Raw genomic sequence first — 21,019 nt, 5'->3', positions numbered from 1 at the left:
AGGAGGCCAACTGATGCCCGTAGCCCGCCAAGCTCCCCGGGCCACCGGCGTGACCTCGCACATGTGGCCGTCCGGCGGCCGCCACCTGTGGCCGTCCGGCGAGGCGAGCGGGACGCAGTCGCATACGCGGGGCCATCTGGTCTACGCGGCGAACGGCGTCCTGGCCGTGCACACCGAGCGCGGCACCTCGATCGTGCCCGCCAACCGGATCGCCTGGACGCCCGCCGCGTTCACGCACCGCCACCGCGCCCACGGCGACACCGACATCCGGGTCGTCTTCCTCACCCCGGCCCTCGCCCGGCTGCTCCCCGACCGGCCGGCCGTGTTCCTGGCCTCCGGCCTCGCCCGCGAGGTCCTGCTCGCCCTGACCGGGCCCCGCAACTACGAGGACACGGCCCCCGGCCACACCCGATCGGCCCGTTCCCGGCTGCTGCGCGTCCTCGCCGACGAACTGACGGAGACCCACGAGCAACCGCTGCACCTGCCGGAGCCGCGCGACGACCGCCTGCGCGCCGTCGCCCGGCGGCTCTACGAGAACCCCGCGGACGACTCCACGCTGGCGGATCTCGGCCGGACGGTCGGCGCCGGCGCGCGTACGCTCAGCCGGCTGTTCCACGACGAACTCGGCATGACGTTCTACGAATGGCGTACGCAGCTGCGCATCTACCGTGCGCTCGTGCTCCTCGCCGAGGGCCACGACATCACGAACACCGCGCACGCCTGTGGCTGGTCCAATCCCAGCAGCTTCATCGCGGCGTTCACGGCGGTCATCGGCACGACCCCGGGGCGCTACCGGGCGGCTTGATCCATTTTCACCAGCATTCCCCGCATCCGGGCGGAGGAACGCGGGTGGGGTCCCGGGCGAGCCCGGGACCCCACTGCGGCAGATCAGGACAGCGGCGGGTACGCGTTCGCCATGAGCTGCTGGAACTGGGCGGAGAACCACTGGCCGGCGAGCGGCGCGTTGGGCAGCGCCCCGGTGAGGTTGTTGCCGTTGAGCGAGTTGCCGGTGTAGGTGGGGTCGCACATGCGGTCGAAGCCCTTGCCCTCGTCGTTGGCGATGGCGGTGCTCGAACCGTCCGACTCACCCGGCGGCTTGATCCAGACGTACGCGTCGAAGCCGGCGGCCGGGCTGGCGACCGGGCGGGCACCGAGACCGGCGCCGCTCTGGTTGCACCAGTTACCGGCGTGGATCCGGCGGTCGATGCGCGAGTCGTTGACGAACGTGTTCACGTCGGTCGACGTGCTCGCCGCGGCGGGCCGGGCGGTGCCGCCCCAGCCGTTGCGGGAGGTGTCGACCAGCATGCCGATCGTCGACGGGAAGCCCTTCGCGATGAGCGCCGTGCGCAGCGCGGCGGCGAAGCTCTGCTCGTCGACGTACTGGTTCCAGTCGACCCACTTGGACTGGCGCACGGTGGTGCCGTTGACCGAGGTCGCGGCGGTGAAGAACTGCTCGGTCGCGGCCGAGTAGTTGGCGGTGTTGACGATGAAGCCGTCCACGCTGTTCACCCCGGCGGTCGTGCCCGACGCGACGGTGTAGAACTGGTTCACGGCCGGGGTGAAGTTGCTGTCCCAGCCGAGCCAGGCGTGGTGCGCCGAGTCGATGTACGTGTACACGTTGGACAGAGCGTGCAGCTTGTTCAGCGCGTACTGGACTCCCTGGACGTAGGCCCCGCTGGACTGCGCCTCGGCGCACTTCGCGAAGCTCAGGTTGGTGAGGAGGTTCGGCAGCGAGTCCGGCTCGATCACCGTGACGATGCGCAGGTTCGCGTACGCGGGCTGCGCCATCAGGGCGGCGATCGGGTCGATGTACTGCGTCTTGTACTTGTTGAGGCCGTCGTTGGCCACGAGCAGCTCACCGTTGCTGGCCAGGGCCGAGCAGTCCCGGTTGGGCAGGTCGTAGATGACGAACTCGACGGTCAGCGGGGCGCTGCCGTTGGCGGCGTCCTGCTGCACGGCGGCGTCCAGGTGGGCCTTGAGACCCATCCCGCCGTTCACGCCGTTGATCGCGGCGATCCGGTCGAGCCAGACGGCCGTCGAGGTGTTCGCGACGCGGCTGCCGCCGGTCTCGGCGGTGGCCTTGGCCTTCCACTCCGGGTTGACGTAGCCCGTCGCGCCCGCGTACGGGTTGTCGACGTGCGTACCCGGGGGGACGGGCGAGGTGCTCACGCTCGGGCTCGCGCTGGCACTCGGGCTGGCGCTCGCGCTCGCCGAGCGCGAAGGCGACGCCGAGGCAGAGGCCGAGGCAGAGGCAGAGGCAGAGGCAGAGGCAGAGGGGGACGCCGAAGCGGACTTCGACGCGCTCGGGCTGGTGGTCACGCCACCGTTGCAGACGACCCCGTTGAGCGTGAAGCTCGCCGGGTTCGGGTTGCTCGTCGTCCAGGCGCCGTTGAAGCCGATCTGGACGTTGCCGTTCGTCGCCAGGCTCTTGTTCCAGTCCAGGCTCGCCGCGTTGACGTGCGCGCCGGACTGGGTCCACGTGGCGCTCCAACCCTGCGTCACGGCCTGGCCGGCCGCCGGGAAGTCGAAGCCGAGGTTCCAGCCGTTGGCGATCGGGTCGCCGAGGTTGGTGATCGTGACAGTGCCGGTGAACCCGCCCTGCCACTGGTTCGTGGTGTACGCGACCTGGCACCCCGCCGCGGCGCTGGCCGAACTCGCCATCGCCACGACGCCGGCGGAGCTCAGCGCGACCACGCTAGCCGCGACGACCGCACGGCGAACGGGGGAACGCAGAGCCTGCCGGACCCGTCCGCTGAAGGGGACTGATCTCATAAGGACACTCCATGGGCGTTGTGCCGGGAGCGCCTGGTGGAACAGCCGCGCCCGGCGAAGAAGTGATGGGATCATGGCATGGGAACGCTCCCAAAACAACAGTGTCGATGAAGATTTCGTGACGCGGTCGTTGACGTGGTGATCTGCGCGAAAGTTTCCGCGCCCGTGTCCCGCACTTGTCCCGCCACCAGGGCGGTCGTCGGTCCGGCGGTCGTCGGTCCGGCGGCCGTCAGTTCGCCGGGTGTCGCAACCGGAGGATCTCGCCGCCCGCCACCGGCATGCCGAAGTGCCACCCCTGCCCGAGATCGCAGCCGAGCCCGGCGAGGAGTTCGGCCTGCGCGGCGGTCTCCACCTCCTCGGCGGTGACGGTCAGCTTGAGCGTGTGCGCCAGATGCACCAGGGTGGACAGGATCTCGACGTCGCTCTCGTCCGGGCCCGTCGGCCGGCGCAGCGCCGCCACGAACGGACCGGCCAGCTTGAGCGCGTGGATCGGCAGCCGGCTCAGGTACGCGAGATTCGAGTACCCCGTGCCGAAGTCGTCGATCGCGATGCGTACGCCGAGGTCGGCCAGGCGGTGCAGGGTCGACAAGGGTTCGCCCTTGGTCGCCATGAGGGCGCTCTCGGTCAGCTCCAGTTGCAGCGAACCGGGCTCCATGCCGGTCTCGGCCAGCACGTCGCGCACTTCGTCCACAATGGAGGCATGGGCGACCTGGCGTACCGAGAGGTTGACGCTGACCAGGGGCTGCCAGTCCGGATCGGCCGCCCGCCAGCGCGCCGCCTGGCGGCACGCCTCGCGCAGCACCCAGCGCCCGAGCCGGCCGATGTGTCCCGACAGCTCGGCCATCTCGATGAACCGGTCCGGGCGCAGCAGGCCGTGTTCGGGATGCCGCCACCGCACGAGGGCCTCCACGCCGACGAGGGCGCCGTCCTCCAGGCGTACGAGCGGCTGGTAGTCCAGGAGGAACTGATCCTCCTCGATCGCCCGCGGCAACTGGGCCGACAGCCGGTAGCGCCCGACCGCCTGGGCGTGCCGGTGCGGATCGAACATCGCCCACCGGTCCCGGCCGTCGCTCTTGGCCCAGTACAGCGTGGTGTCGGCCGCCTTCATCAGCTCGGCGGCCGTCGTCGTGACCGCGTTGCGGACGACGACGCCGATGCTCGCCGAGACCGCCAGCGAATGGCCGTCCACCTGCACCGGACGGCGGACGATCGCCAGCGCCGCCTCGGCGATCGCGGCCAGCACGTCGGCGCCCGCGCCGGGCGCGATCAGCACCACGAACTCGTCGCCGCCCATCCGCGCCACCAGCCGGTCCGGTGCGGCCAGGCCGTCGTGCAGCCGTTGCGCCACCGTACGCAGCAGCGCGTCCCCGGCGTCGTGCCCGAGGGTGTCGTTGATCATCTTGAAGCCGTCGAGGTCGAGGAAGCACACGCCGACGGCCGCCCCCGGCTCCTGGTCGCCGAGCACCTCCGCGAGCCGGTCGTAGAAGACCGTGCGGTTCGGCAGCCCGGTCAGCGGATCGTGGGTCGCCTGGTACTCCAGCTGGGTCAGCAGCCGGTGCCGGTCGGTGACGTCCTCGACCATCCCGACCGCGAACCGGGGCGTACCGTCCTGGGCGCGGATCAGCGAGACCACCAGGTCGGTCCAGATCTCCTCGCCGTCGCGGCGGTAGTACGCCTTCTGCACCCGGAAGTGGTCGGTACGCCCGGCGAACAGCTCGCCCAGCTGCGCCCAGACCTCCGGATCGTCGGCGGGGTGCGTGAAGTCGGCCGCCTTGAGGCCGCGCAGTTCCTCCACGGAGTAGCCGAGCATCTCGCAGAGGGCCTGGTTCACCTCGAGGATGCGGCCGGACAGATCGCCGATCCCGATACCGATCGCGGCGTCGGCGAAGACCGCCTTGAACCGCGCTTCGCTGTCCCAGCGCGCCTGTTCGGCCTCGGCCCGCGCGCGGATCACCGCGGTGTGGATGCGCTCCTGCTCGCTCAGCGTACGCTCGCGCAGCGCGTCGGCGTACCCGGCGGCGAGTTCGTGCAGCATCCGCCGGAGGCGGTCGGCCCGGCCGGTCGCGTCCGCGTACGCCGACAGGTCGGTGCCGAGCACATCGAGCGTGCCGGTGAGCGCGTCGGTGGACGTGAAATGCGAGGCGACCAGGGCCGTGCCGATCTCCCGGGCCGGCGACCAGTCGGTGCCGTCCCCGGCGAGCAGGCCGAGCAGGGTGGTGACGCGCACGGCCAGCCGCTCGGTGAGCGAGGGCCGGTCGATGGCGATGTAGCTCGTCTCGGCCACGGCGCGGACCCACCGCCGGGCGATCTCCTGGGCGCTGGGCGCTGTCACGGCCGGCCCCGGCTACCCGACGCGGGCGACGCCGGCGCACCCCGGATACGCCGCCGCCTCCGGTCCGAGCTCGTCCGGGAAGTCCGGCCGCCACAGCGGCGTACGCACGACACCGGGGTCGAGCATTTCCAGGTCGCCGAAGAGGGCCGCGATCTCGGCGGGCGACCGGGTGGTCACCGGGCTGGCCGTCTGCCGGTAGAGGGTCGCCGCCCGGTCGAGCACCGACTCCTCCTTCTCCGGGCTGGCGTGCGAGATCGCGATGTAGCTGCCGGGCGCGAGCAGGCCGGCGATGGCGGCCACGAGATCGGCCGGCTTCTCCTCGTCCGGCACGAAGTGGAGCACCGCGATGAGCAGCACGGCCGTCGGCTTGGCCGGGTCGATGAGCGCGCTCACCGCCGGCTGCGCGAAGACCGCCGCGGGGTCGCGCAGATCGGCGCCGATCACGGCCGTGCGCGGGTTGTCCTCCAGAATGGCCTGGCCGTGCGCGACCGCGACCGGATCCCAGTCCACATAGGCCACGCGGGCGGCCGGGTTGATCTCCTGGGCGACGTCGTGCACGTTGCCCACCGTCGGTATGCCGGAGCCGAGGTCGACGAACTGCTCCACCCCCGCGCGCGCCAGATCGCGGACCGCCCGGCGCAGGAAGCCGCGGTTCTGCCGGGTCAGCTCGGGCACGTTGGGCATCTGGCCGATGACCTGCTCGGCGAACTCGCGATCCACCGCGAAGTTGTGCGATCCGCCCAGGTAGTAGTCGTAGACCCGGGCCACGCTGGGCCGATCGAGATCCAGGCCGTCGGGTGCCCAGCGGGGACGTTCCATCGACACACCTTTCAGCCGGCGACCGCGCCGCCCGAGGGCGGCCGGAGATCCGGTACCGAGCATATGCGGTTCAACCGCCCACGGGAACCGTCGATGCAACTTGCATCCCGGCGAACCGCCATCGCGGCGATCTTGCGCGAATGTCCGAAAATCTGCCTGGAATGCCCAACAAGCCCGAACATTCGCGCAAGATCGCCGAACGAGGGCTCAGGATCGTCGAACGAGGGCGCGGGATCGGCGGACGAGGGCGCGGGATCCTGAGCCCTCGCGAGAAGGGCGGCGTCCGCAGTGGGGGTACGCGTTCGTCAGTAGGGTGTGCGGGTGAGTGATGAGGCACGGGCTGCCGCCGCCCAGGCGGCCGTGGACGCGTACCCCCGGATCGTGGCGGCCCTCATCCGGATCACCGGCGACTGGACCCTGGCCGAGGACTGCGCGCAGGACGCGCTGGCGCAGGCGCTGGCGCGATGGCCCGCGGACGGCGTTCCCGGCAATCCCGGCGGCTGGCTGATGACCGTCGCCCGCAACCGCGCGCTGGATCTGCTGCGCCGGGCCGACGTGGAGCGGCGCAAGCTGCGCGAGCTGGCCGTGCTGGCGCTGACCGCGGCGACCGCCGAGCAGGCCGCGGACGGGGAGGTCGAGGACGACCGGCTGCGGCTGATCTTCACCTGCTGCCATCCCGCGCTGCCGCTGGAGGCCCGGGTCGCGCTCACGCTGCGGACGATCTGCGCCGTCCCGACCGCCGACATCGCCCGGGCGTTCCTGGTCACCGAGGCCACGATGACCCGCCGGCTCACCCGGGCCAAGACCAAGATCTCCGACGCCCGCATCCCGTACCGCGTACCCGAGGGCGCCGCGCTGGCCGACCGCGTACCGGGGGTGCTGGCAGTGCTCTACCTGCTGTTCACGACCGGCTACAACGCCGACGGCGAGCCGGCCTTCGCCGCCGAGGCCGTCCGGCTCGCGCGGCTGCTCGCCCGGCTGCTGCCCGCCGAGCCCGAGGCCGCCGCGCTGCTCGCGCTCTTCCTGCTGCAGGACTCCCGCCGCGCGGCCCGCCGCGACGCCGACGGCCACCTCGTCACCCTCGACAAGCAGGACCGCTCCCGGTGGGACCACGCCGCCGTCGCCGAGGCACGGTCCGTGCTGTCCACTGTCGACACTTCCGGCGCGTACGCGCTCCAGGCCCGGATCGCCCTCTGCCACGCGACCGCCCCGACGGCCGACGCGACGGACTGGCCCCGGATCGCGGAGCTCTACGACGAGCTGGCCCGCGTCCAGCCCAGCCCGGTCATCGAGCTGAACCGCGCGGTCGCGCACGGGTACGCGTACGGGGCCGCCGCCGGGCTGCTCCTGCTGGCCCAGGCGCGCACGGGCGGGGCGCTGGACGACTATCCGCTGGCCGTGGCCGTCGAGGCCGATCTGACCGCCCGTGACGGCGACCCGGTACGCGCCGCCCGGCTGTTCCGGCTGGCCGCGGAGCGTACCCACGGCGACGCGGAGCGGCGGGCACTGCTGGACCGGGCCGCCGACCTGACCCCGCCGTCCTGATCAACGATCTTGTACCGGCCACGCCATCGGTCTACTTTGTACAGATCATCTGGAGCAGGGGAGGCAGGATGGCGTACGACGAGAGACTGAGCCGGCGCAGGCTCGGCCTGGGCATGGTCGGCGGCATGGTCGGCACCGCGGTCGGCGGCGCGGGCGCGGCGGCCCTGCTGGGCGCGGACCCGGCGGCCGCGAACACGGACCCGGCGGTCTACACCGTGGACGTGAAGACCTACGGCGCCAAGGGCGACGGCGTCACGGACGACTCGGCGGCGGTCAAGGCCGCCGTGACCGCGGCGATCGCCGGCCGCGTGGGCGGCGTCGCGCAGAAGGAGATCTTCTTCCCGCCGGGCAACTACCGCATCACCCAGAAGGACATCCTGATGTGGTCGCCGACGACCGGCACCGCCGATCAGATCTTCGGCCTGCGCTACCGCGGGGCCGGTGTCCGCGTCACCACGATCACCTTCGACACCGCCTTCGCGGCCAGCGCCGACCCGAGGGAGAACAACCTCCTCACCGCGGCCGTACGCCTGCGCTACACGACGTTCGCGGACATGAGCTTCAGCTCCGGCAACGCGAACAACAACTTCGCGTACTACTGGTCGGTCGGCTCGGTGGCGGCCGACTCGGTGTACCCGCAGTACGGCGCGGGGCAGAACCAGTACTTCGAGTACCGCAACGTCGAGTGGCGCGGCAAGTGGAACCGCGTGATCGGGATCGACGGCGACAAGTACGCCAACAACAACAGCGAGCACCACTTCGTGCTCTGCTCGACCGACACCACCGCCACCTTCACCGACGCGTTCCTGCACTGCGGCATCACCGACCCGGCCGGCAGCAAGCCGCAGGACCAGTTCCTGAACTACTTCTTCCTGTCCTGCAACTTCGCCGTCGCCGGCGGCGACCTGCTCAAGTTCGACCGCGGCGGCTCGATCAACGTCCTCGGCGGCTCGTGGTCGATGGTCGGCACGGCCGCCGCCCGTTACTTCGTCCTGCGCTACACCGCGGACGGCGACATCACCGACGCCCGGCTCAACGTCGACGGCGTACGCTTCGAGCCGAAGAAGAGCGCGGACCAGAAGGTCATCGACTGCGACTGGAACCGGGGCAACGTCACGTTCACGTCGTGCTCGGACGTGGCCGCGATTCAGGACGCGCCCGGCTTCCTCAACTTCCACCGGTACACGGGCGGCGGGGCCGGAAAGCTGCCGATCGTGCGGTACCAGGACTGCGTACTCGGCGGATACCACGTGGTGTCGGCCGACGGCGCCGCCCTCACGAACGGCAAGATGATCTACGAGGGCTGCCGGTTCCAGCACACGACGACGGCGGTGGGCACGACGACGGGCACCGCGTTCCTGCGCTATACCGCCAACCCGAAGCGGTACGCGTTCCGCGACTCCTGGGCGACCGCCGACGTCTCCGCCTGACCCTCTCTTCCGACGATCTTGCGCGAATGCCCCGAAAATCGCGGCTTATGCCTGTTATGCCAGTACATTCGCGCAAGATCGTCGCCACAAGCCGGGCGGAAGGGGGCGGGGGCTAGGCCGTGCCCGCGGCGGTGAGCGCTTCGGCGAGGGCGGCGATCCCGAAGTCGAAGGCGACGTCGAGATCCCCGCCGAGGTTGAAGGCCCCGGCCAGTTCCATGCCGATGAACCCGTGGGCCCATGCGGTGATCGTGCGCGCGGCCGGGAGCGCGTGGTCCGGCCCGGCCAGACGGGCGGCCACCCGCAGGATCGGCGCGCTGGAGCGGGTGAGCGTGGCCGGATCGGGCGGCCCCCAGGTGAAGACGAGGCGGTACCCGGCCGGCTGGGCATGAGCGAACGCGCGCAGCGCATGGGCCAGCCGCCCGAGTTCCCGGCGCGGATCCCCGCCGTCGGCCACCGCCTCCAGCCGCCCGGTCAGGTCGAGGAGGATCGCCTCCGCGATGAGCCGGACGAGATCGTCGCGGTTGCGTACGCGTTTGTACAGCGACGGTGCGCGTACGCCGACCCGGTCGGCGACCGCCTGCATGGTGAGGCGGCCCAGCCCGTCGCTTTCGAGGATCTCGCGGCCGGTGCGGATGATCTCGTCGAGCGAGGTCCGGTCGGGCGTGGGCATCCGACCTCCTTTCCGATCGTGACGCGGTCGGCGACCGTGACGCGCGTGACACCATCATAGCTATTGACCATAGCCATGATAGCTAGGTAGCGTAGCCATCAGACGGAAGGTAGCAACATCCTCGGAGAGGGCACAACCATGCAGCTCGGCCCGCACCTGCACCGCATCGGTAACGACATCGTCGCGGTCTACCTGGTTGACACTGATGAAGGCGTGACGGTCATCGATGCCGGTCTCCCCGGCCACTACGGCGAACTGACCGCCGAACTCGCGACCATGGGCCGCTCGCTCGACGACATCCGCGGCGTCGTCCTCACCCACGGCGACAGCGACCACATCGGGTTCGCCGAGCGGCTGCGCCGCGAGCACGGCGTACCGGTGTACATCCACGCCGCCGACGCCGAGCGCGCCAAGGGCGGCCCCAAGCCCAAGGTCGCGTACGGCCCGATGAAGGTCGGCGCCACCGCCGGCTTCTTCTGGTACGCGAGCCGCAAGGGCGGCCTGCGCACGAACTACCTGACCGAGGTGGTCGAGGTGGCCGACGGACAGGTGCTCGACTTGCCCGGCGCGCCGCAGATCATCGGCCTGCCGGGCCACTCCCCCGGCAGCATCGCGGTCTCCGTGCCGGTGGCGGATGCGATCTTCGTGGGCGACGGCCTCACGACCCGCCACGTCCTCACCGGGCGGCGCGGTCCCCAGCCGGCGCCGTTCACCGACGACCCGCAGCAGGCGCTGGCCTCGCTCACCCGGCTGGCGGACCTGCCGGCCACGTGGGTGCTGCCGGGCCACGGCACGCCCTGGAACGGCGGCGTCCCGGAGGCGATCCGGCAGATCCAGGCGGTCGCGGCGGCCGCCTGAGCGAACCGGTCACACCGCCGGACCTGCCGCGGCCGTCTCTCGGGAGGCGGCCGCGGCTCCGTATCGGGCACTCGTCCGTCACGGCGCGCTCAGGCGTACCGTGACGCGGGCACCGCCGAGCGGCGAATCGTTGCCCACCACCAGTTCTCCCCCGTGCGCACGGGCCACCATGTCCACAATGGTCAGTCCGAGGCCGGGCGCGTCGGAGTCGCGGAACTTCAACGGCAGCAGCGCGCGTGGGAAACCCGGCCCGTCGTCGTCCACCACGAGCACCAGCGGCTCGCCGACGCGTACGGCGACGTGGCGCGCACCCGCCTGCGCGGCGTTGGCCAGCAGGTTCGTCACCACCTGGTCGAGCCGGACGGGATCGACGTCGGCCACGACCTCCTCGCCGGTGATCTCGACGGCCAGGGCGTAGACGGTGGCGACCCGGGCTGCGGTGGCCCGGATCCGGTCGGTGACGTCGGTCGGCACCCGCTCCAGCGGCACCTCACCGGCCCCGGCCCGGGCGAGCGTCAGCATGTCCGTGGTCAGCCGGCCCAGCCGGTCGGCCTCGCGCAGCGCGCCGCGCAGGGCCAGCCGCGCGTCCCGCTCGCCCTCCGCGGCCAGACCGACCTCCAGCTCCGCGCGCAGTGCCGCCACCGGCGTCCGGAGTTCATGCGCGGCGGCGTCGAGGAACGAACGCTCCCGTCGCGACGCGGCCGCGATCCGGTCGAGCATTCCGTTCAGCGTACGCGCGAGGGCGGCCACCTCGTCGTCGCCGGGCGGGACCGGCAGCCGCTCGCCGGGGTCGGCGGTGCTGATCTCCTGTGCCTCGGCGGTGAGCCCGGCGACCGGCCGCAACGCCGTGCCGACCAGGCGGCGTACGCCGAGCGTCAGCAGCAGGACGAGCAGCGGCACGCTGATCGCGACGCCGACGACGAGCCGGCGGGACACCTCGTTGACGCTGTCCAGGCTGGATCCGGCGACCGCCACCCGCTCCGGCGACAGCGGCGTGGCCACCAGCACGGCGTCCGACCCGAGCCCGGGTACGCGTTTGTGCACCACGATCTGTCCCTGCTGGGCCCGGGCGAGCTCGGCGTCGGTGAGCACCGGGCTGCTCGGCGCGGCCGAGGAGCGGGCGGTCACCAGATCGCGGGTGATCACCTGCGCGAACGGGTCCCGGTCGACCGGTGTGAGGTCGCCCGCCTGGACGGCCGCAGCCAGGTCGCCGAGGCGGGCGGTCACCTCGTCGGTGTCGGCCGCGCGCAGGTTGTGCACCAGCAGCGCCGAGCCGACCATCCCGAACACGCCCAGCGTCACCACCAGCGCGGCCAGGTACGCCGCGGTGATGCGGCCGCGGAGCGTACGCGGTGTCCAACGGCGAAGACGGGGACTCACCCGGCGTACGGTAGTCGTCGTGCGGCTGCTTCTGGTGGAAGACGACACGGCGCTGGCCGGGGCCCTGCGCAGAGGACTGTCCGGCGAGGGGTACGCGGTCGACCTCGCGGGCTCAGGCACCGAAGCACTCTGGGCCGCGCGCGAATTCGCGTACGACCTGATCGTCCTGGATCTGATGATCCCCGGCGGCGACGGGATCTCCGTGACCCGGACGCTGCGGGCCGAGGAGCGCTGGACCCCGATCCTGGTGCTGACCGCGCGGGACGCGGTGGCCGACCGGGTGACCGCGCTGGACGCCGGTGCGGACGACTATCTCGTGAAGCCGGTCGCCCTCGCGGAGCTGTACGCCCGCGTGCGCGCCCTGACCCGGCGGGCGCCCAGCCAGCGGCCGGCGGTGCTGAACCTGGCCGGCGTGACGCTGGACCCGGCCCGCCGCACGGTGACCCGCGACGGGCAGCCGGTGGCCCTGTCGGCCCGGGAGTTCGGGCTGCTCCATGAGCTGATGCGGCATCCCGACCAGGTCCTCTCGCGCAGCTATCTCATCGACAAGCTCTGGGACTCCGACCAGCTGAGCGGCTCCAACGTCGTCGACGTCTACGTCCGCTACCTGCGGGAGAAGGTGGACCGGCCGTTCGGCCGGGACACGATCCAGACGGTCCGCGGCGCCGGCTACCGCTTCGCCGCCTCCTGACCGCCCCGCCCTTCCTTCCGCCGCCCCTCCGCCCCCTCCCCGGCGCGCCCCGCCCTTCCTTCCGACGATCTTGCGCGAATGTACCGGCACAACGGGCATACGCCGCGAAATTCGGGGCATTCGCGCAAGATCGTCGGGAGGAGATGGGGCGGCCGCCGCCCTGAGGGCGGCGGCCGGTCGGATCCCCTGTCCCGTCTCGGAGTCATCGGCCACCCCGATACCGGGACGAGACCGGTCCCGACCGGCGCCGCCGGCGCCCGCCATGATCCCGCACGAGCCGCCCGGACCCGGTAAACCCCTCTTGACCCCAAGGTCGGTGGGCGCCGCACTGGCGGTCGCGTCAAGGTGCCACCAGGACCACCCTGGGCCCGGGCCCGGCCACCGTGGAGCGCGCGAGGAAGGACACACGCACCGCGGGGCCAGGTCCGGTCGGGAGCCTCCGCCGGGAGTTGCGGATCGCTGGCACGCGACCCACTCTGCCCCGGCGAGGATGAGAGGACGATGAGAACTACGGCATCGCCACGAGGTGGCTGTGCACGGTGTTGGCGAAGTTGTAGCCGTTCGCGGCGTCCCAGTTGATGGACCAGGTCATCGCGCCGCGGATCGCCGGCCACTTCGCCGGCGGCACGAACGAGCCGCAGCCCGTCCCGGCCGCGAGGCAGTCGAGCGCGCTGTCGACCACGGACGGCGCGACGTAGCCGCCGCCGGCCGCGCCGGACGTCGCCGGCAGGCCGAGCGCCACCTGGTCGGGCCGCAGCGCCGACTGCAGCTGGATGCAGGCCAGCGCCGTCATGAAGTTCACCGTGCCCTGCGAGTACGCGAACATCTGGTCGCAGCCGAGCATGCTGCCCGAGTTGTAGAACTGGGTGTGCACGATCGTCAGGATGTCCTTGATGTTCAGGGCCAGGCTGAAGTACGCCGTCCCGGTGGACTGCATGTCGATCGTCTGCGGTGCCATCGTGATGAGCAGGCCGCTGCCCGCCTTCGAGCGCAGCGAGCGCAGCGCCTGCTCCATGTAGGTCGCGTTGAGCCCGTTCTCCAGGTCGATGTCGACGCCGTCGAAGCCGAAGCTGCTCATGATCGCGTACACGCTGTTGGCGAAGTTGGTCGCCGCGGCCGAACTGCCGACCGAGACCGAGCCCTTCTCGCCGCCGACCGACAGGATCACCTTCTGGCCGCGCGAGTGCAGCGTGGTCACGTCCGCCTTCAGCTGCGCGTCGGTGTACCCGCCGAGCGCCGACGACAGTCCTGAGTCGACGGTGAACGTGACGCCGCCGGCGTTGCCCGGGTCGGCGTTGGCGAACGCGATCGCCACGATGTCGTAGGTGGTCGGCACCGAGGCCAGCTTGAGCGGGGTCGCCCCGTTGGTGAAGTTCTGCCAGTACCCGGTGAGCAGGTGCTTGGGCAGCGTACCGGTGGTGCAGCCGGTGGTCGTTCCGGTCACGTTCGCCTTGGCCGACTCACCCGTCCCGTTGTACGCGGCGATCCCGTACGTGTGCGACGAGCAGGCCGTCAGCCCGGAGATCGTCGCGCTGGTCCCGGTCACCGTGGTCTTGAGCGTGGTGCCCTCGTACACCCGGTAGCCGGTCACGGTTCCGCTGGACGCGCCCCAGCCGAGGCTCAGCGACGTGTCGGTGCTGCCGGTGACCGAGGGGCCGGCCGGCGTACCGGGGACGCCGGTGGTGCAGCCGGTCGTGGTGGCCGAGACGTTGCCCGAGTGGGCCGACTCCCCCACGCTGTTGTACGCGGTCACGTTGTACGTGTGCGTCGTGCAGGCGGTCAGCCCGGAGATCGTCGCGCTGGTCCCGGTGCCGGTCGAGACGACCGTGCCGCCCTCGTAGACCCGGTAACCGGTGACCGTACCGGTCGAGGCGCCCCACGAGAGGGCCACCGAGGTGTTGGTGATCGTGCCCGCCGACGGGTTGCCCGGTACGCCCGGCGCGCTCGATCCGCCCTGGCCGTCCAGGGAGACGTCGTCGGCGTAGTAGGTGCCGGTGCCGTACCAGCCGTGCAGGAAGACCTGGACGCTGGAGCTGGACGCCGTGAACGTGACGGTCAGCTTCGTCCAGTCGGTCGCGTTCGGCGTCCAGGTCGAGCTGCCGCCGGTGACGCCGAGGTACACGTAACTGCCCCGCACGTACGCGCTGAGCGTGTACGCCGTACCGGACACGACCGGGACGGTCTGCGTACAGTTCGCGTTGTCCGAGGAGGAGGCGGCGCCCTGCAGCGCCTTCGTCCCGGTGTGGACGGGGGTGGCCACGACGCTGCCGAGCGAGCCGGTGCACGACCACGGGCTCAGCGCGCCGGACTCCAGCCCGCCGTTCGTGATCAGCTCAGCGGCCCCCGCGGGGGCGGCGGCGGTCAGGGCGAAGGTGGTGATCAGGACGGTGACGAGGGCGGACAGTGCCGCCATGCGCTTGGGTCTCATGTCTTCTCCACAGCCTGGGGGAACTGTAAGTAAGGTTTATTAAAATATTCACCCCTACTTTCGTCAATGCCCGCCCGCCCGCGGAGGGCCGTGGTCAGGTCCAGTCCCAGTGGACGCCGATGATGCCCGGGGTCAGGTCGGGCTCGACGATGTGGACGGTGCGGTGCCCCGACAGCGTCAGCTCCTCCCTGCTGACGTCCGCGCCGTGCGCGTGCTTGCGGGCGAACCGGTAACACCGCACCGGCAGGGCCTCCGGATGGAACCGCACCCGCAGCACCAGCAGCCGGGCCGGGAAGCGCACTCCGCGCCAGTACTCCGTGGCCGGCAGCCCGTTGCGGTCCACCACCTCGTAGTCGAGGACGTGCGTGTCCCCCGCCCGCAGGAGCCGGTCGAAGATCAGTTCCGCGACGAGGAAGCCGCCGGCGAACGATCGGCGTACGCGGCCGAGGCGGCAGTCGAGTCCGGGGACGATCTCCAGCCGGGCGGCGTCGCAGCCGGGTTCGCCCTGCACGACGGTCACGTAGCGGTCGGCCTCCTGGTGCGCGGTGAGGACCTGGCGGCAGCTGCGGCGTACGGCGGAGCGGTCGGCGCCCAGCTCGACCTCCTCGGAGAACATGAGCGTGTGCAGCCGGCCGTCGGTCGCCGGGTCGAGGTCGCCGACGATGCGCTCGATCTCGTCGCCGCTGAACATGAGATCGGCGTACCGCCGCCCGCCGGCCGGTACGCCGCGCGGCCCGAGCAGTGTGGTCAGCGCGCCGGGCGCGAGGCCGAGGATCCCTTCGAGCGCCTGGACGGCCGGCAGCGACTCGGGCCGGCGGCGGCCGGACTGCCAGTAGCTGAGCGTCGCCACGCCGACGCTGACCCCCTGCTCGGCCAGCCTGTGCTGGATCCGTTGCAGGGCAAGGCCCCGGGCGTCGATCGCGGCGCGCAGGGCGAGATGGAACGGGCCCGTCCGCAGCAGCACCGACAGCTCATCACGCTCCATCATGTGAATATTCACAGCAGCGACGCCTTCGCGCTACTGGCGGCGCGTGGCGGTTCACGATCAAGCGCATCGACCCGTTTCACGTCTTGCCGGGGAAACACGCAGGCCCGACCGTGGCACGCATGCGAAACCCCGCCACCCGGAGATCCCGGGCCGTCACCCTCGCCGCGGTCCTCGCGGCCGCCGTCGCGCTCCCCGCCCAGCCGGCCGCGAGCGCCCCCGTCACCGCCGCCGCACAGCCGGCGGCCCATGTCGCTGCCGCGCAGGAAAAGACTCCCGCACAGGAAAAGAGTGCCGCACAGGAGAAGGCGACCGGCCGGCAAGCGACCACGTCCTACACCTGGCACAAGCTGGGGATCACCATGCAGTCGCAGGTGAACTCCAACTGGTGCTGGGCCGCCTCCGGCAACACGGTCGCGGCGTACCTGGGCTTCCCGTCCTACTCGCAGAACCAGTTCTGCAATCTCGCCTTCGACCGCTCGATCAACTCGACCTGCCCGAACAGCCAGGCCAACCTGGGCAACGACCAGGAGGCGTTCCGGCAGATCGGCATCTCGCCCGGCTACTACTACAACGGCTACCTGTCCTACAACACCGTGATCAACGAGATCGACGCGCTGCGCCCGGTCATGACCCGGATCCAGTGGCAGTCCGGCGGCGGCCACATGATGGTCCTCTACGGCTACGACAAGAGCCAGAACTGGGTCTACTGGGGCGATCCCTGGCCGTCGGACACCCGCTACAACTGGGCCACCTGGAGCTACTACGTCTCCAACAGCTCGTTCTTCTGGACCCACTCCCTCTACCAGATCGGCATGTGAGGTGCCCGCCATGAAGCTCACCCTGGTCGCGAGCCTCGGCGTCCTCGCCGCCCTCGCGCTCGCCACTCCGGCCTCGGCCGCCGACGGCCCCGACCTCGCCGCCGCGCGGCAACCCGCCACCCAGGCCACCGCGGCCCTGTCCCGCTTCCTCGGGGGTACGCCGACCCTCGGCTCGTCCGTCGCGGCGTACCAGCTGAATCCGGGGTTCGTCCGGTCGGGCTCGGCGCCGGTCACGGTGCTGGGCTACGTGGCCACGACCGCCACCGCGAACGGCCGGGCGGCCACCGTCCAGAGTGTCCAGTCGGGCGGCGGCTGGACCGTCGTGAACATCGCCTCCGGTGACGACGAGGCCGCGTACGCGACCAAGGCGGCGGCCCTCGGCGGGACGGCGTTCACCGAACCGCAGATCCACGCCTGGTACGCCTTGACCGCCGGCCGGGTCGTCCCGCTCAACGCCGACGCGCGCACGTCGGTCGGCGCGGCCGGGGTGACCGTGGCCGCGTACCACGCCCTGGTGGCGGGCAGGTACGCGGACAAGCTGCCCGGGTCGGCGTACGACAAGGCGGGCATGGCCGGCGGCCTCGGCACGGGTCCGGCGGAGCACCCCGCGACCTGGCCCTGGTACGCGCTCGGCGGCCTGATCGTGCTCGGCCTCGTCGGCCTGCCCCGGCGCAGGAAGGCCTGACCCCTAGAGAGCGGCGGGCGAGGCCGCGTCCGGGATCAGTACGCGTGCCCGCCCGCCCCCGTCGGCGTCGACGGCCCACACATCCGAACCCTGGCCGCGCGGGATCGCGTACGCCAGAGTGGTTGTGGAGATCCACGCTGCCTGGTCGTCGACCGACCGGGTCTCGGCGGTGGGGGTGACGGCGCCGGTGGCGAGGTCGAGGACGGACAGCCGCCACCCGCGGGCGGGGTCGCCGCCGACCGCCGCCTTGAACGCGAGCCGGGTGCCGTCCGGGGACAGCGACGGGCACTCGACGTTCTCCAGGGTCCGCCCGCCGTACGCGACGGTCCGCACGGTCTGCGCCCTGATGTCCCCGGCGACCAGGTAGCGGTGGCCCTTCGTGGACATCGTCGCGTAGAACCGGTTGTCGTCCGGCAGGAACGTGACGCCCCAGAAGTTGAGGTCGGCCGCCTGGTAGGCCCGGTCCCCCACGAAGACCGCGAAGTCCTCCAGCGTCGCCACGACGTCCCCGGTACGCGCGTCCAGGATGCCGACGCGCGTGGAGAACCGGCCGTTGTTGTACGAGTCGCCGGTGACGAAGACCGTCCACGCCAGCAGCTTCCCGTCGGCCGACACCCGCGCCCGGTTCGGCACGCCCACCAGCGGGATCGTCTCGGCGACGTCCAGTGTGGAGGTCAGCCGGGCGACCTGGTAGGTGGCGAGCGGCCCGTCCGGGCGCAGGCAGACACCGGCGCCGCCGGCCGCGTAGAACCGCGTACAGGACAGGGCGGAGACGTCTCTGCGCCCGTCGTGCACGAAGACGACCCGGCCGCGTTCACCCGGTGCGGTGCTGACGGCGGCGACGGTGTCCTGCGCGCCGAGGCTCACACCCTGGACGGCGGGCGCGTCCGAGGCTGCCGCCCGGCTCGCGACGTATCGGACGTAACCGATGCCCACCCCGGCCAGCAGGACGACCGCGGCCAGCAGGACGAGGAGCTTAGTCCGCACGGCGTACGCCTTTCAGCAGAGCGAACGTGGCGCCGATGCCGAGCAGGGCGGCGAGCGCCGCGACCCGGGAGGCGGGCGCCGGCCCCCAGGCCGTCCAGGCGAGTCCGAACAGGACGGACGACACCAGGTACGCCAGCGCCTGCCCGGTCTGCACCAGCGCCAGACCGGTCGTGCGCAGGTTCTCCGGTAATAAGGGTCCGGCCAGCGCCATGAGCACCCCGTCCGTACTCGCGTAGAAGAGCCCGTTGAGCGCCAGGACCAGCACCACCAGCGGCGTACCGCCGAGCGGGCCGAACAGCAGGAGGTAGACGAGGGCGAGGCACGCGTACCCGGAGAGGATCACGGGCAGCCGCCCCACCCGGTCCGCGAGAACGCCGACCGGTCCGGCCAGCAGCAGGTAGGCCAGGTTCGTGCCCACCGCGAGCAGCGGGAACCAGCCCACCGCGAGCTCCTCGCGCCGTTGCAGCAGCAGGTAGACGAACCCGTCGCCGATCGTGACCGTGCCCAGCACGACCGCCGCTCCGACCAGCCTTCCGTTGCCCCGCAACAGAACCCCGGCCTCCCGGAGCTTCGGCCGCGCGACCGCGTGCGGCTCCCGGTGCTCCTTCACGAACAGCGCCAGCACGAGTACGCCGAGAGCCGCGACGCAGAAGCTCACGACGAACACGGCGTCGAAGGACTGCCGGGTGACCGCGGTGAACGTCGAGGCCCCGGTCGCGGCGAGCACCCCGAGGGCGACCAGCGGCCCGAGGAAGGCCCCGATCGAGTCCATCGCCCGGTGCACGCCGAACGCCCGGCCGAGCAGCGGAGCGGGCGCGGACAACGTGATCAGCGCGTCCCGGGGAGCCGTCCGCAGACCCTTGCCCGTCCGGTCGGCGGCGATCACGGCACCGAGCACTCCGGCGTGCGGACCGGCCGCGAGCAGGCCGAGCTTCGCGAGCGCGGAGAGGGCGTACCCGAACCCGGCGACCGTCTTGCGCCGCCGCGTCCGATCCGCCAGCCAGCCGCCCACGAGCCGCAGCGCGGCCGTCGCACCGGTGTAGACCCCGTCGATCACCCCGTACGCCAGCGGGCCCAGCGAGAGCCCGACGACCAGATACACCGGCAGGACGGCCGTCACCATCTCCGAGGAGACGTCGGTGACGAGACTGACCGTGCCCAGCGCCACGACGTTCACGCCGATGGCCGTCCAGCGGCGGCCGGAAGTCGCTCCGGACGCCGCGGGACGATCGATGGTGGACAGGTACACCGGTGTCTACTGCCAGACGTCGGTGATCGGGGTGGCCGACGCCGCCGAGCCGATGGCCGCCAGCCCGTACGCGTCCTCCAGCGTACGCAGCACGGTGTAGTGGTTGATCGACTCCGCGTACGTGCCGACCTTCACGTGCTGGCCGACGAAGATCGTGAAGATCTGGTTCACCGAGGTGCCGCTGTCCTCGTCGAACGTCACGATCAGCAGGCTGTTGTGGGTCTTCGCCCACTGCGCGTACGCGTCGAGGTTGGTCTTCAGCCAGGTGTCACCCGTGCCGATCGAGCAGTCGTGCATGTCGCTGCACAGGTTCGGGCTCACGAACGACACCGCCGGCAGCGTCGCGTAGTTGGCCGACGTCGGGAAGGTCGACCAGCGCACGTTGCTGGCCGCCGGCACGTTCGAGAAGTCCACCCAGCTGTTGTGCTTGCGGGCGTAGTTGCCGCTGCTGCAGCCGGTGTAGCCGTCCGAGGGCATCGTCTCCGAGTACCCCTTGAACGAGAAACCGCCGGCGATCAGCTGGTGCGCGAGGTTCTCCCCGGAGAAGTTCACCGGGCAGGCGTCCGAGGTCACGCCCTGCGTCGAGCCCGACAGCAGCGCGATGTAGTTCGGCTCGCTCGGATGGGTGATCGCGTACGACTTGGTGAACTTCGCACCCTGCGCGGCCAGGGAGTTGAAGTACGGCGCGCTGGAACTGCCGCTGATCGAGGAGTACTTCTTGTTCTCGAACATCACCAGCACGACGTGGTCGGGACGGGGGACGGCGGCCGTGACGGCGGCTGCGTTCGTCGTCGCGGTGTCGTTCTTCGTCGCGGTGTCGTTCTTCGTTGCCGCGTGGGCGGCGGTCGCGCCCGCGGCGACCAGGGCGAGCGCGCTCGCTCCGATCAGGATGCGCTTGACGAGCATGAATATTCCTCCAGCCGGAAGACGGTGAGCGGTTCCATCGTCCCGTCTGAATGGCCGACCCCGGAGGGGTGTGGCGGGAAGAGTTCCTTACCGCTCCGTGAACACTTCCTGACTGTACGTCGATATTCAAGATCATTGATGGTTATCCATGGGCATTTTGCCGTCAACCAGCTTTTGTCGCGACTGTCTCGTATGGGGACCGATGATTGCCAACGATCACCACTGAACCGAGGCAGCGAACCTCAGCGCCGGACAGTCGCGACAAAGTCCACGCGGAGCCAGGGCGGCACCTTCGACGTCCCCATGATCATGTGATGCATATGTCGCCGGGCGGGGGTTTTCGACGTATATGCATCACATGATCAAGGCCGGATGGCCGCGAAACTGGAAAATCGAGACAAAGTCCGAAGCACGTCCCACCGTCCGGAAGATCCATCCCACAGCCCGGACCATGCCTGGCC

17 protein-coding genes and 1 pseudogene are annotated in these 21,019 nt (G+C 71.2%); 7 read left to right on the top strand and 11 right to left on the bottom strand.

Going from position 1 to position 21,019, the window contains the following annotated elements; genetic code table 11:
• The first annotated feature begins 13 nt into the window (after nucleotides 1–13).
• Nucleotides 14–805 (top strand): AraC family transcriptional regulator, encoded by a 792-nt coding sequence (locus tag G401_RS0140905; protein WP_084558165.1) that lies wholly within the window; start codon nucleotides 14–16, stop codon nucleotides 803–805.
• Between the two features lie 83 nt (nucleotides 806–888).
• On the opposite strand, the gene G401_RS0140900 is transcribed toward G401_RS0140905, so the two are convergent.
• From G401_RS0140900 to G401_RS0140890, 3 genes are all read right to left on the bottom strand, one after another.
• Nucleotides 889–2,772 carry a glycoside hydrolase family 6 protein gene (locus G401_RS0140900; RefSeq protein ID WP_084558164.1) on the bottom strand — a complete coding sequence of 628 codons (1,884 nt, stop codon included), beginning with the start codon at nucleotides 2,770–2,772 and terminating at the stop codon, nucleotides 889–891.
• Between the two features lie 229 nt (nucleotides 2,773–3,001).
• Nucleotides 3,002–5,104: a putative bifunctional diguanylate cyclase/phosphodiesterase gene (locus G401_RS0140895; protein ID WP_027347046.1), complete on the bottom strand. Its 2,103-nt coding sequence runs from the start codon at nucleotides 5,102–5,104 to the stop codon at nucleotides 3,002–3,004.
• A gap of 12 nt (nucleotides 5,105–5,116) precedes the next feature.
• Entirely contained in the window at nucleotides 5,117–5,923 is an 807-nt protein-coding gene (locus G401_RS0140890) for an SAM-dependent methyltransferase (protein ID WP_027347045.1), read from the bottom strand.
• A gap of 321 nt (nucleotides 5,924–6,244) precedes the next feature.
• On the opposite strand from G401_RS0140890, the gene G401_RS0140885 reads away from it, so the two are divergent.
• Together G401_RS0140885 and G401_RS0140880 are read left to right on the top strand one after the other, a co-directional pair.
• Nucleotides 6,245–7,468, top strand: coding sequence for an RNA polymerase sigma factor (locus G401_RS0140885; RefSeq protein ID WP_027347044.1), 1,224 nt, complete (start codon nucleotides 6,245–6,247; stop codon nucleotides 7,466–7,468).
• Nucleotides 7,469–7,536: 68 nt separating this feature from the next.
• Nucleotides 7,537–8,898: a glycosyl hydrolase family 28-related protein gene (locus tag G401_RS0140880; protein WP_027347043.1), complete on the top strand. Its 1,362-nt coding sequence runs from the start codon at nucleotides 7,537–7,539 to the stop codon at nucleotides 8,896–8,898.
• Between the two features lie 112 nt (nucleotides 8,899–9,010).
• On the opposite strand, the gene G401_RS0140875 is transcribed toward G401_RS0140880, so the two are convergent.
• Complete coding sequence (locus G401_RS0140875; protein WP_027347042.1) at nucleotides 9,011–9,568, bottom strand: TetR/AcrR family transcriptional regulator; 558 nt, start codon at nucleotides 9,566–9,568, stop codon at nucleotides 9,011–9,013.
• A 138-nt stretch (nucleotides 9,569–9,706) separates the two neighbouring features.
• On the opposite strand from G401_RS0140875, the gene G401_RS0140870 reads away from it, so the two are divergent.
• Nucleotides 9,707–10,426, top strand: a complete 720-nt coding sequence (locus tag G401_RS0140870; protein WP_027347041.1) for an MBL fold metallo-hydrolase — start codon at nucleotides 9,707–9,709, stop codon at nucleotides 10,424–10,426.
• Nucleotides 10,427–10,504: 78 nt separating this feature from the next.
• On the opposite strand, the gene G401_RS51835 is transcribed toward G401_RS0140870, so the two are convergent.
• Nucleotides 10,505–11,806 carry a HAMP domain-containing sensor histidine kinase gene (locus tag G401_RS51835; RefSeq protein ID WP_051367970.1) on the bottom strand — a complete coding sequence of 434 codons (1,302 nt, stop codon included), beginning with the start codon at nucleotides 11,804–11,806 and terminating at the stop codon, nucleotides 10,505–10,507.
• A 19-nt stretch (nucleotides 11,807–11,825) separates the two neighbouring features.
• Between G401_RS51835 and G401_RS0140860 the strand changes: the two genes are divergently transcribed.
• Nucleotides 11,826–12,497 carry a response regulator transcription factor gene (locus G401_RS0140860; protein WP_027347040.1) on the top strand — a complete coding sequence of 224 codons (672 nt, stop codon included), beginning with the start codon at nucleotides 11,826–11,828 and terminating at the stop codon, nucleotides 12,495–12,497.
• A 508-nt stretch (nucleotides 12,498–13,005) separates the two neighbouring features.
• Here the strand turns inward: G401_RS0140860 and G401_RS58750 are convergent.
• From G401_RS58750 to G401_RS0140850, 3 genes and pseudogenes are all read right to left on the bottom strand, one after another.
• Nucleotides 13,006–14,232 carry a chitinase gene (locus tag G401_RS58750; RefSeq protein ID WP_407636978.1) on the bottom strand — a complete coding sequence of 409 codons (1,227 nt, stop codon included), beginning with the start codon at nucleotides 14,230–14,232 and terminating at the stop codon, nucleotides 13,006–13,008.
• Nucleotides 14,212–14,910: pseudogene (locus G401_RS58745) on the bottom strand (carbohydrate binding domain-containing protein); the annotation flags it as partial. The pseudogene G401_RS58745 and the gene G401_RS58750, both read right to left, overlap by 21 nt.
• A 109-nt stretch (nucleotides 14,911–15,019) precedes the next feature.
• Entirely contained in the window at nucleotides 15,020–15,913 is an 894-nt protein-coding gene (locus G401_RS0140850; protein ID WP_051367969.1) for a hypothetical protein, read from the bottom strand.
• Nucleotides 15,914–16,032: 119 nt separating this feature from the next.
• On the opposite strand from G401_RS0140850, the gene G401_RS0140845 reads away from it, so the two are divergent.
• Both G401_RS0140845 and G401_RS51830 read left to right on the top strand, forming a co-directional pair.
• Nucleotides 16,033–16,731 (top strand): papain-like cysteine protease family protein, encoded by a 699-nt coding sequence (locus tag G401_RS0140845; protein ID WP_027347037.1) that lies wholly within the window; start codon nucleotides 16,033–16,035, stop codon nucleotides 16,729–16,731.
• 10 nt (nucleotides 16,732–16,741) lie between these two features.
• A complete protein-coding gene (locus G401_RS51830; protein WP_157546822.1) occupies nucleotides 16,742–17,416 on the top strand; it encodes a hypothetical protein in 675 nt (224 codons plus the stop codon).
• A gap of 3 nt (nucleotides 17,417–17,419) precedes the next feature.
• On the opposite strand, the gene G401_RS0140835 is transcribed toward G401_RS51830, so the two are convergent.
• The 3 genes from G401_RS0140835 to G401_RS0140825 are packed head-to-tail and all read right to left on the bottom strand — an operon-like array spanning nucleotide 17,420 to nucleotide 20,558.
• On the bottom strand, nucleotides 17,420–18,403 hold the full coding sequence (locus G401_RS0140835; protein WP_027347036.1) for a TolB family protein: 984 nt from the start codon (nucleotides 18,401–18,403) through the stop codon (nucleotides 17,420–17,422).
• A complete protein-coding gene (locus G401_RS0140830) occupies nucleotides 18,393–19,652 on the bottom strand; it encodes an MFS transporter (RefSeq protein ID WP_027347035.1) in 1,260 nt (419 codons plus the stop codon). The genes G401_RS0140835 and G401_RS0140830 overlap by 11 nt, the downstream gene beginning before the upstream one ends.
• Nucleotides 19,653–19,658: 6 nt before the next feature.
• The gene (locus G401_RS0140825; RefSeq protein ID WP_027347034.1) at nucleotides 19,659–20,558 is read right to left on the bottom strand and encodes an alkaline phosphatase family protein; all 900 of its coding nucleotides are present in this window, start codon (nucleotides 20,556–20,558) and stop codon (nucleotides 19,659–19,661) included.
• Nucleotides 20,559–21,019: the final 461 nt, after the last annotated feature.

Origin of the sequence: Hamadaea tsunoensis DSM 44101 (assembly GCF_000428945.1) — a bacterium.
In the GTDB taxonomy this organism is placed as follows: domain Bacteria; phylum Actinomycetota; class Actinomycetes; order Mycobacteriales; family Micromonosporaceae; genus Hamadaea; species Hamadaea tsunoensis.
Note: the sequence above shows the minus strand (reverse complement) of the source record. Positions and strands in the feature narration are given on the sequence as shown.

Coding starts and splice junctions, on each gene's coding strand:
- G401_RS0140905 (WP_084558165.1), top strand. CDS start 14: ATGCCCGTAGCCCGCCAAGCTCCCCGGGCCACCGGCGTGACCTCGCAC.
- G401_RS0140845 (WP_027347037.1), top strand. CDS start 16,033: ATGCGAAACCCCGCCACCCGGAGATCCCGGGCCGTCACCCTCGCCGCG.
- G401_RS0140850 (WP_051367969.1), bottom strand. CDS start 15,913: ATGATGGAGCGTGATGAGCTGTCGGTGCTGCTGCGGACGGGCCCGTTC.
- G401_RS0140875 (WP_027347042.1), bottom strand. CDS start 9,568: ATGCCCACGCCCGACCGGACCTCGCTCGACGAGATCATCCGCACCGGC.
- G401_RS0140900 (WP_084558164.1), bottom strand. CDS start 2,772: ATGAGATCAGTCCCCTTCAGCGGACGGGTCCGGCAGGCTCTGCGTTCC.
- G401_RS51830 (WP_157546822.1), top strand. CDS start 16,742: ATGAAGCTCACCCTGGTCGCGAGCCTCGGCGTCCTCGCCGCCCTCGCG.
- G401_RS0140880 (WP_027347043.1), top strand. CDS start 7,537: ATGGCGTACGACGAGAGACTGAGCCGGCGCAGGCTCGGCCTGGGCATG.
- G401_RS0140825 (WP_027347034.1), bottom strand. CDS start 20,558: ATGCTCGTCAAGCGCATCCTGATCGGAGCGAGCGCGCTCGCCCTGGTC.
- G401_RS0140890 (WP_027347045.1), bottom strand. CDS start 5,923: ATGGAACGTCCCCGCTGGGCACCCGACGGCCTGGATCTCGATCGGCCC.
- G401_RS0140870 (WP_027347041.1), top strand. CDS start 9,707: ATGCAGCTCGGCCCGCACCTGCACCGCATCGGTAACGACATCGTCGCG.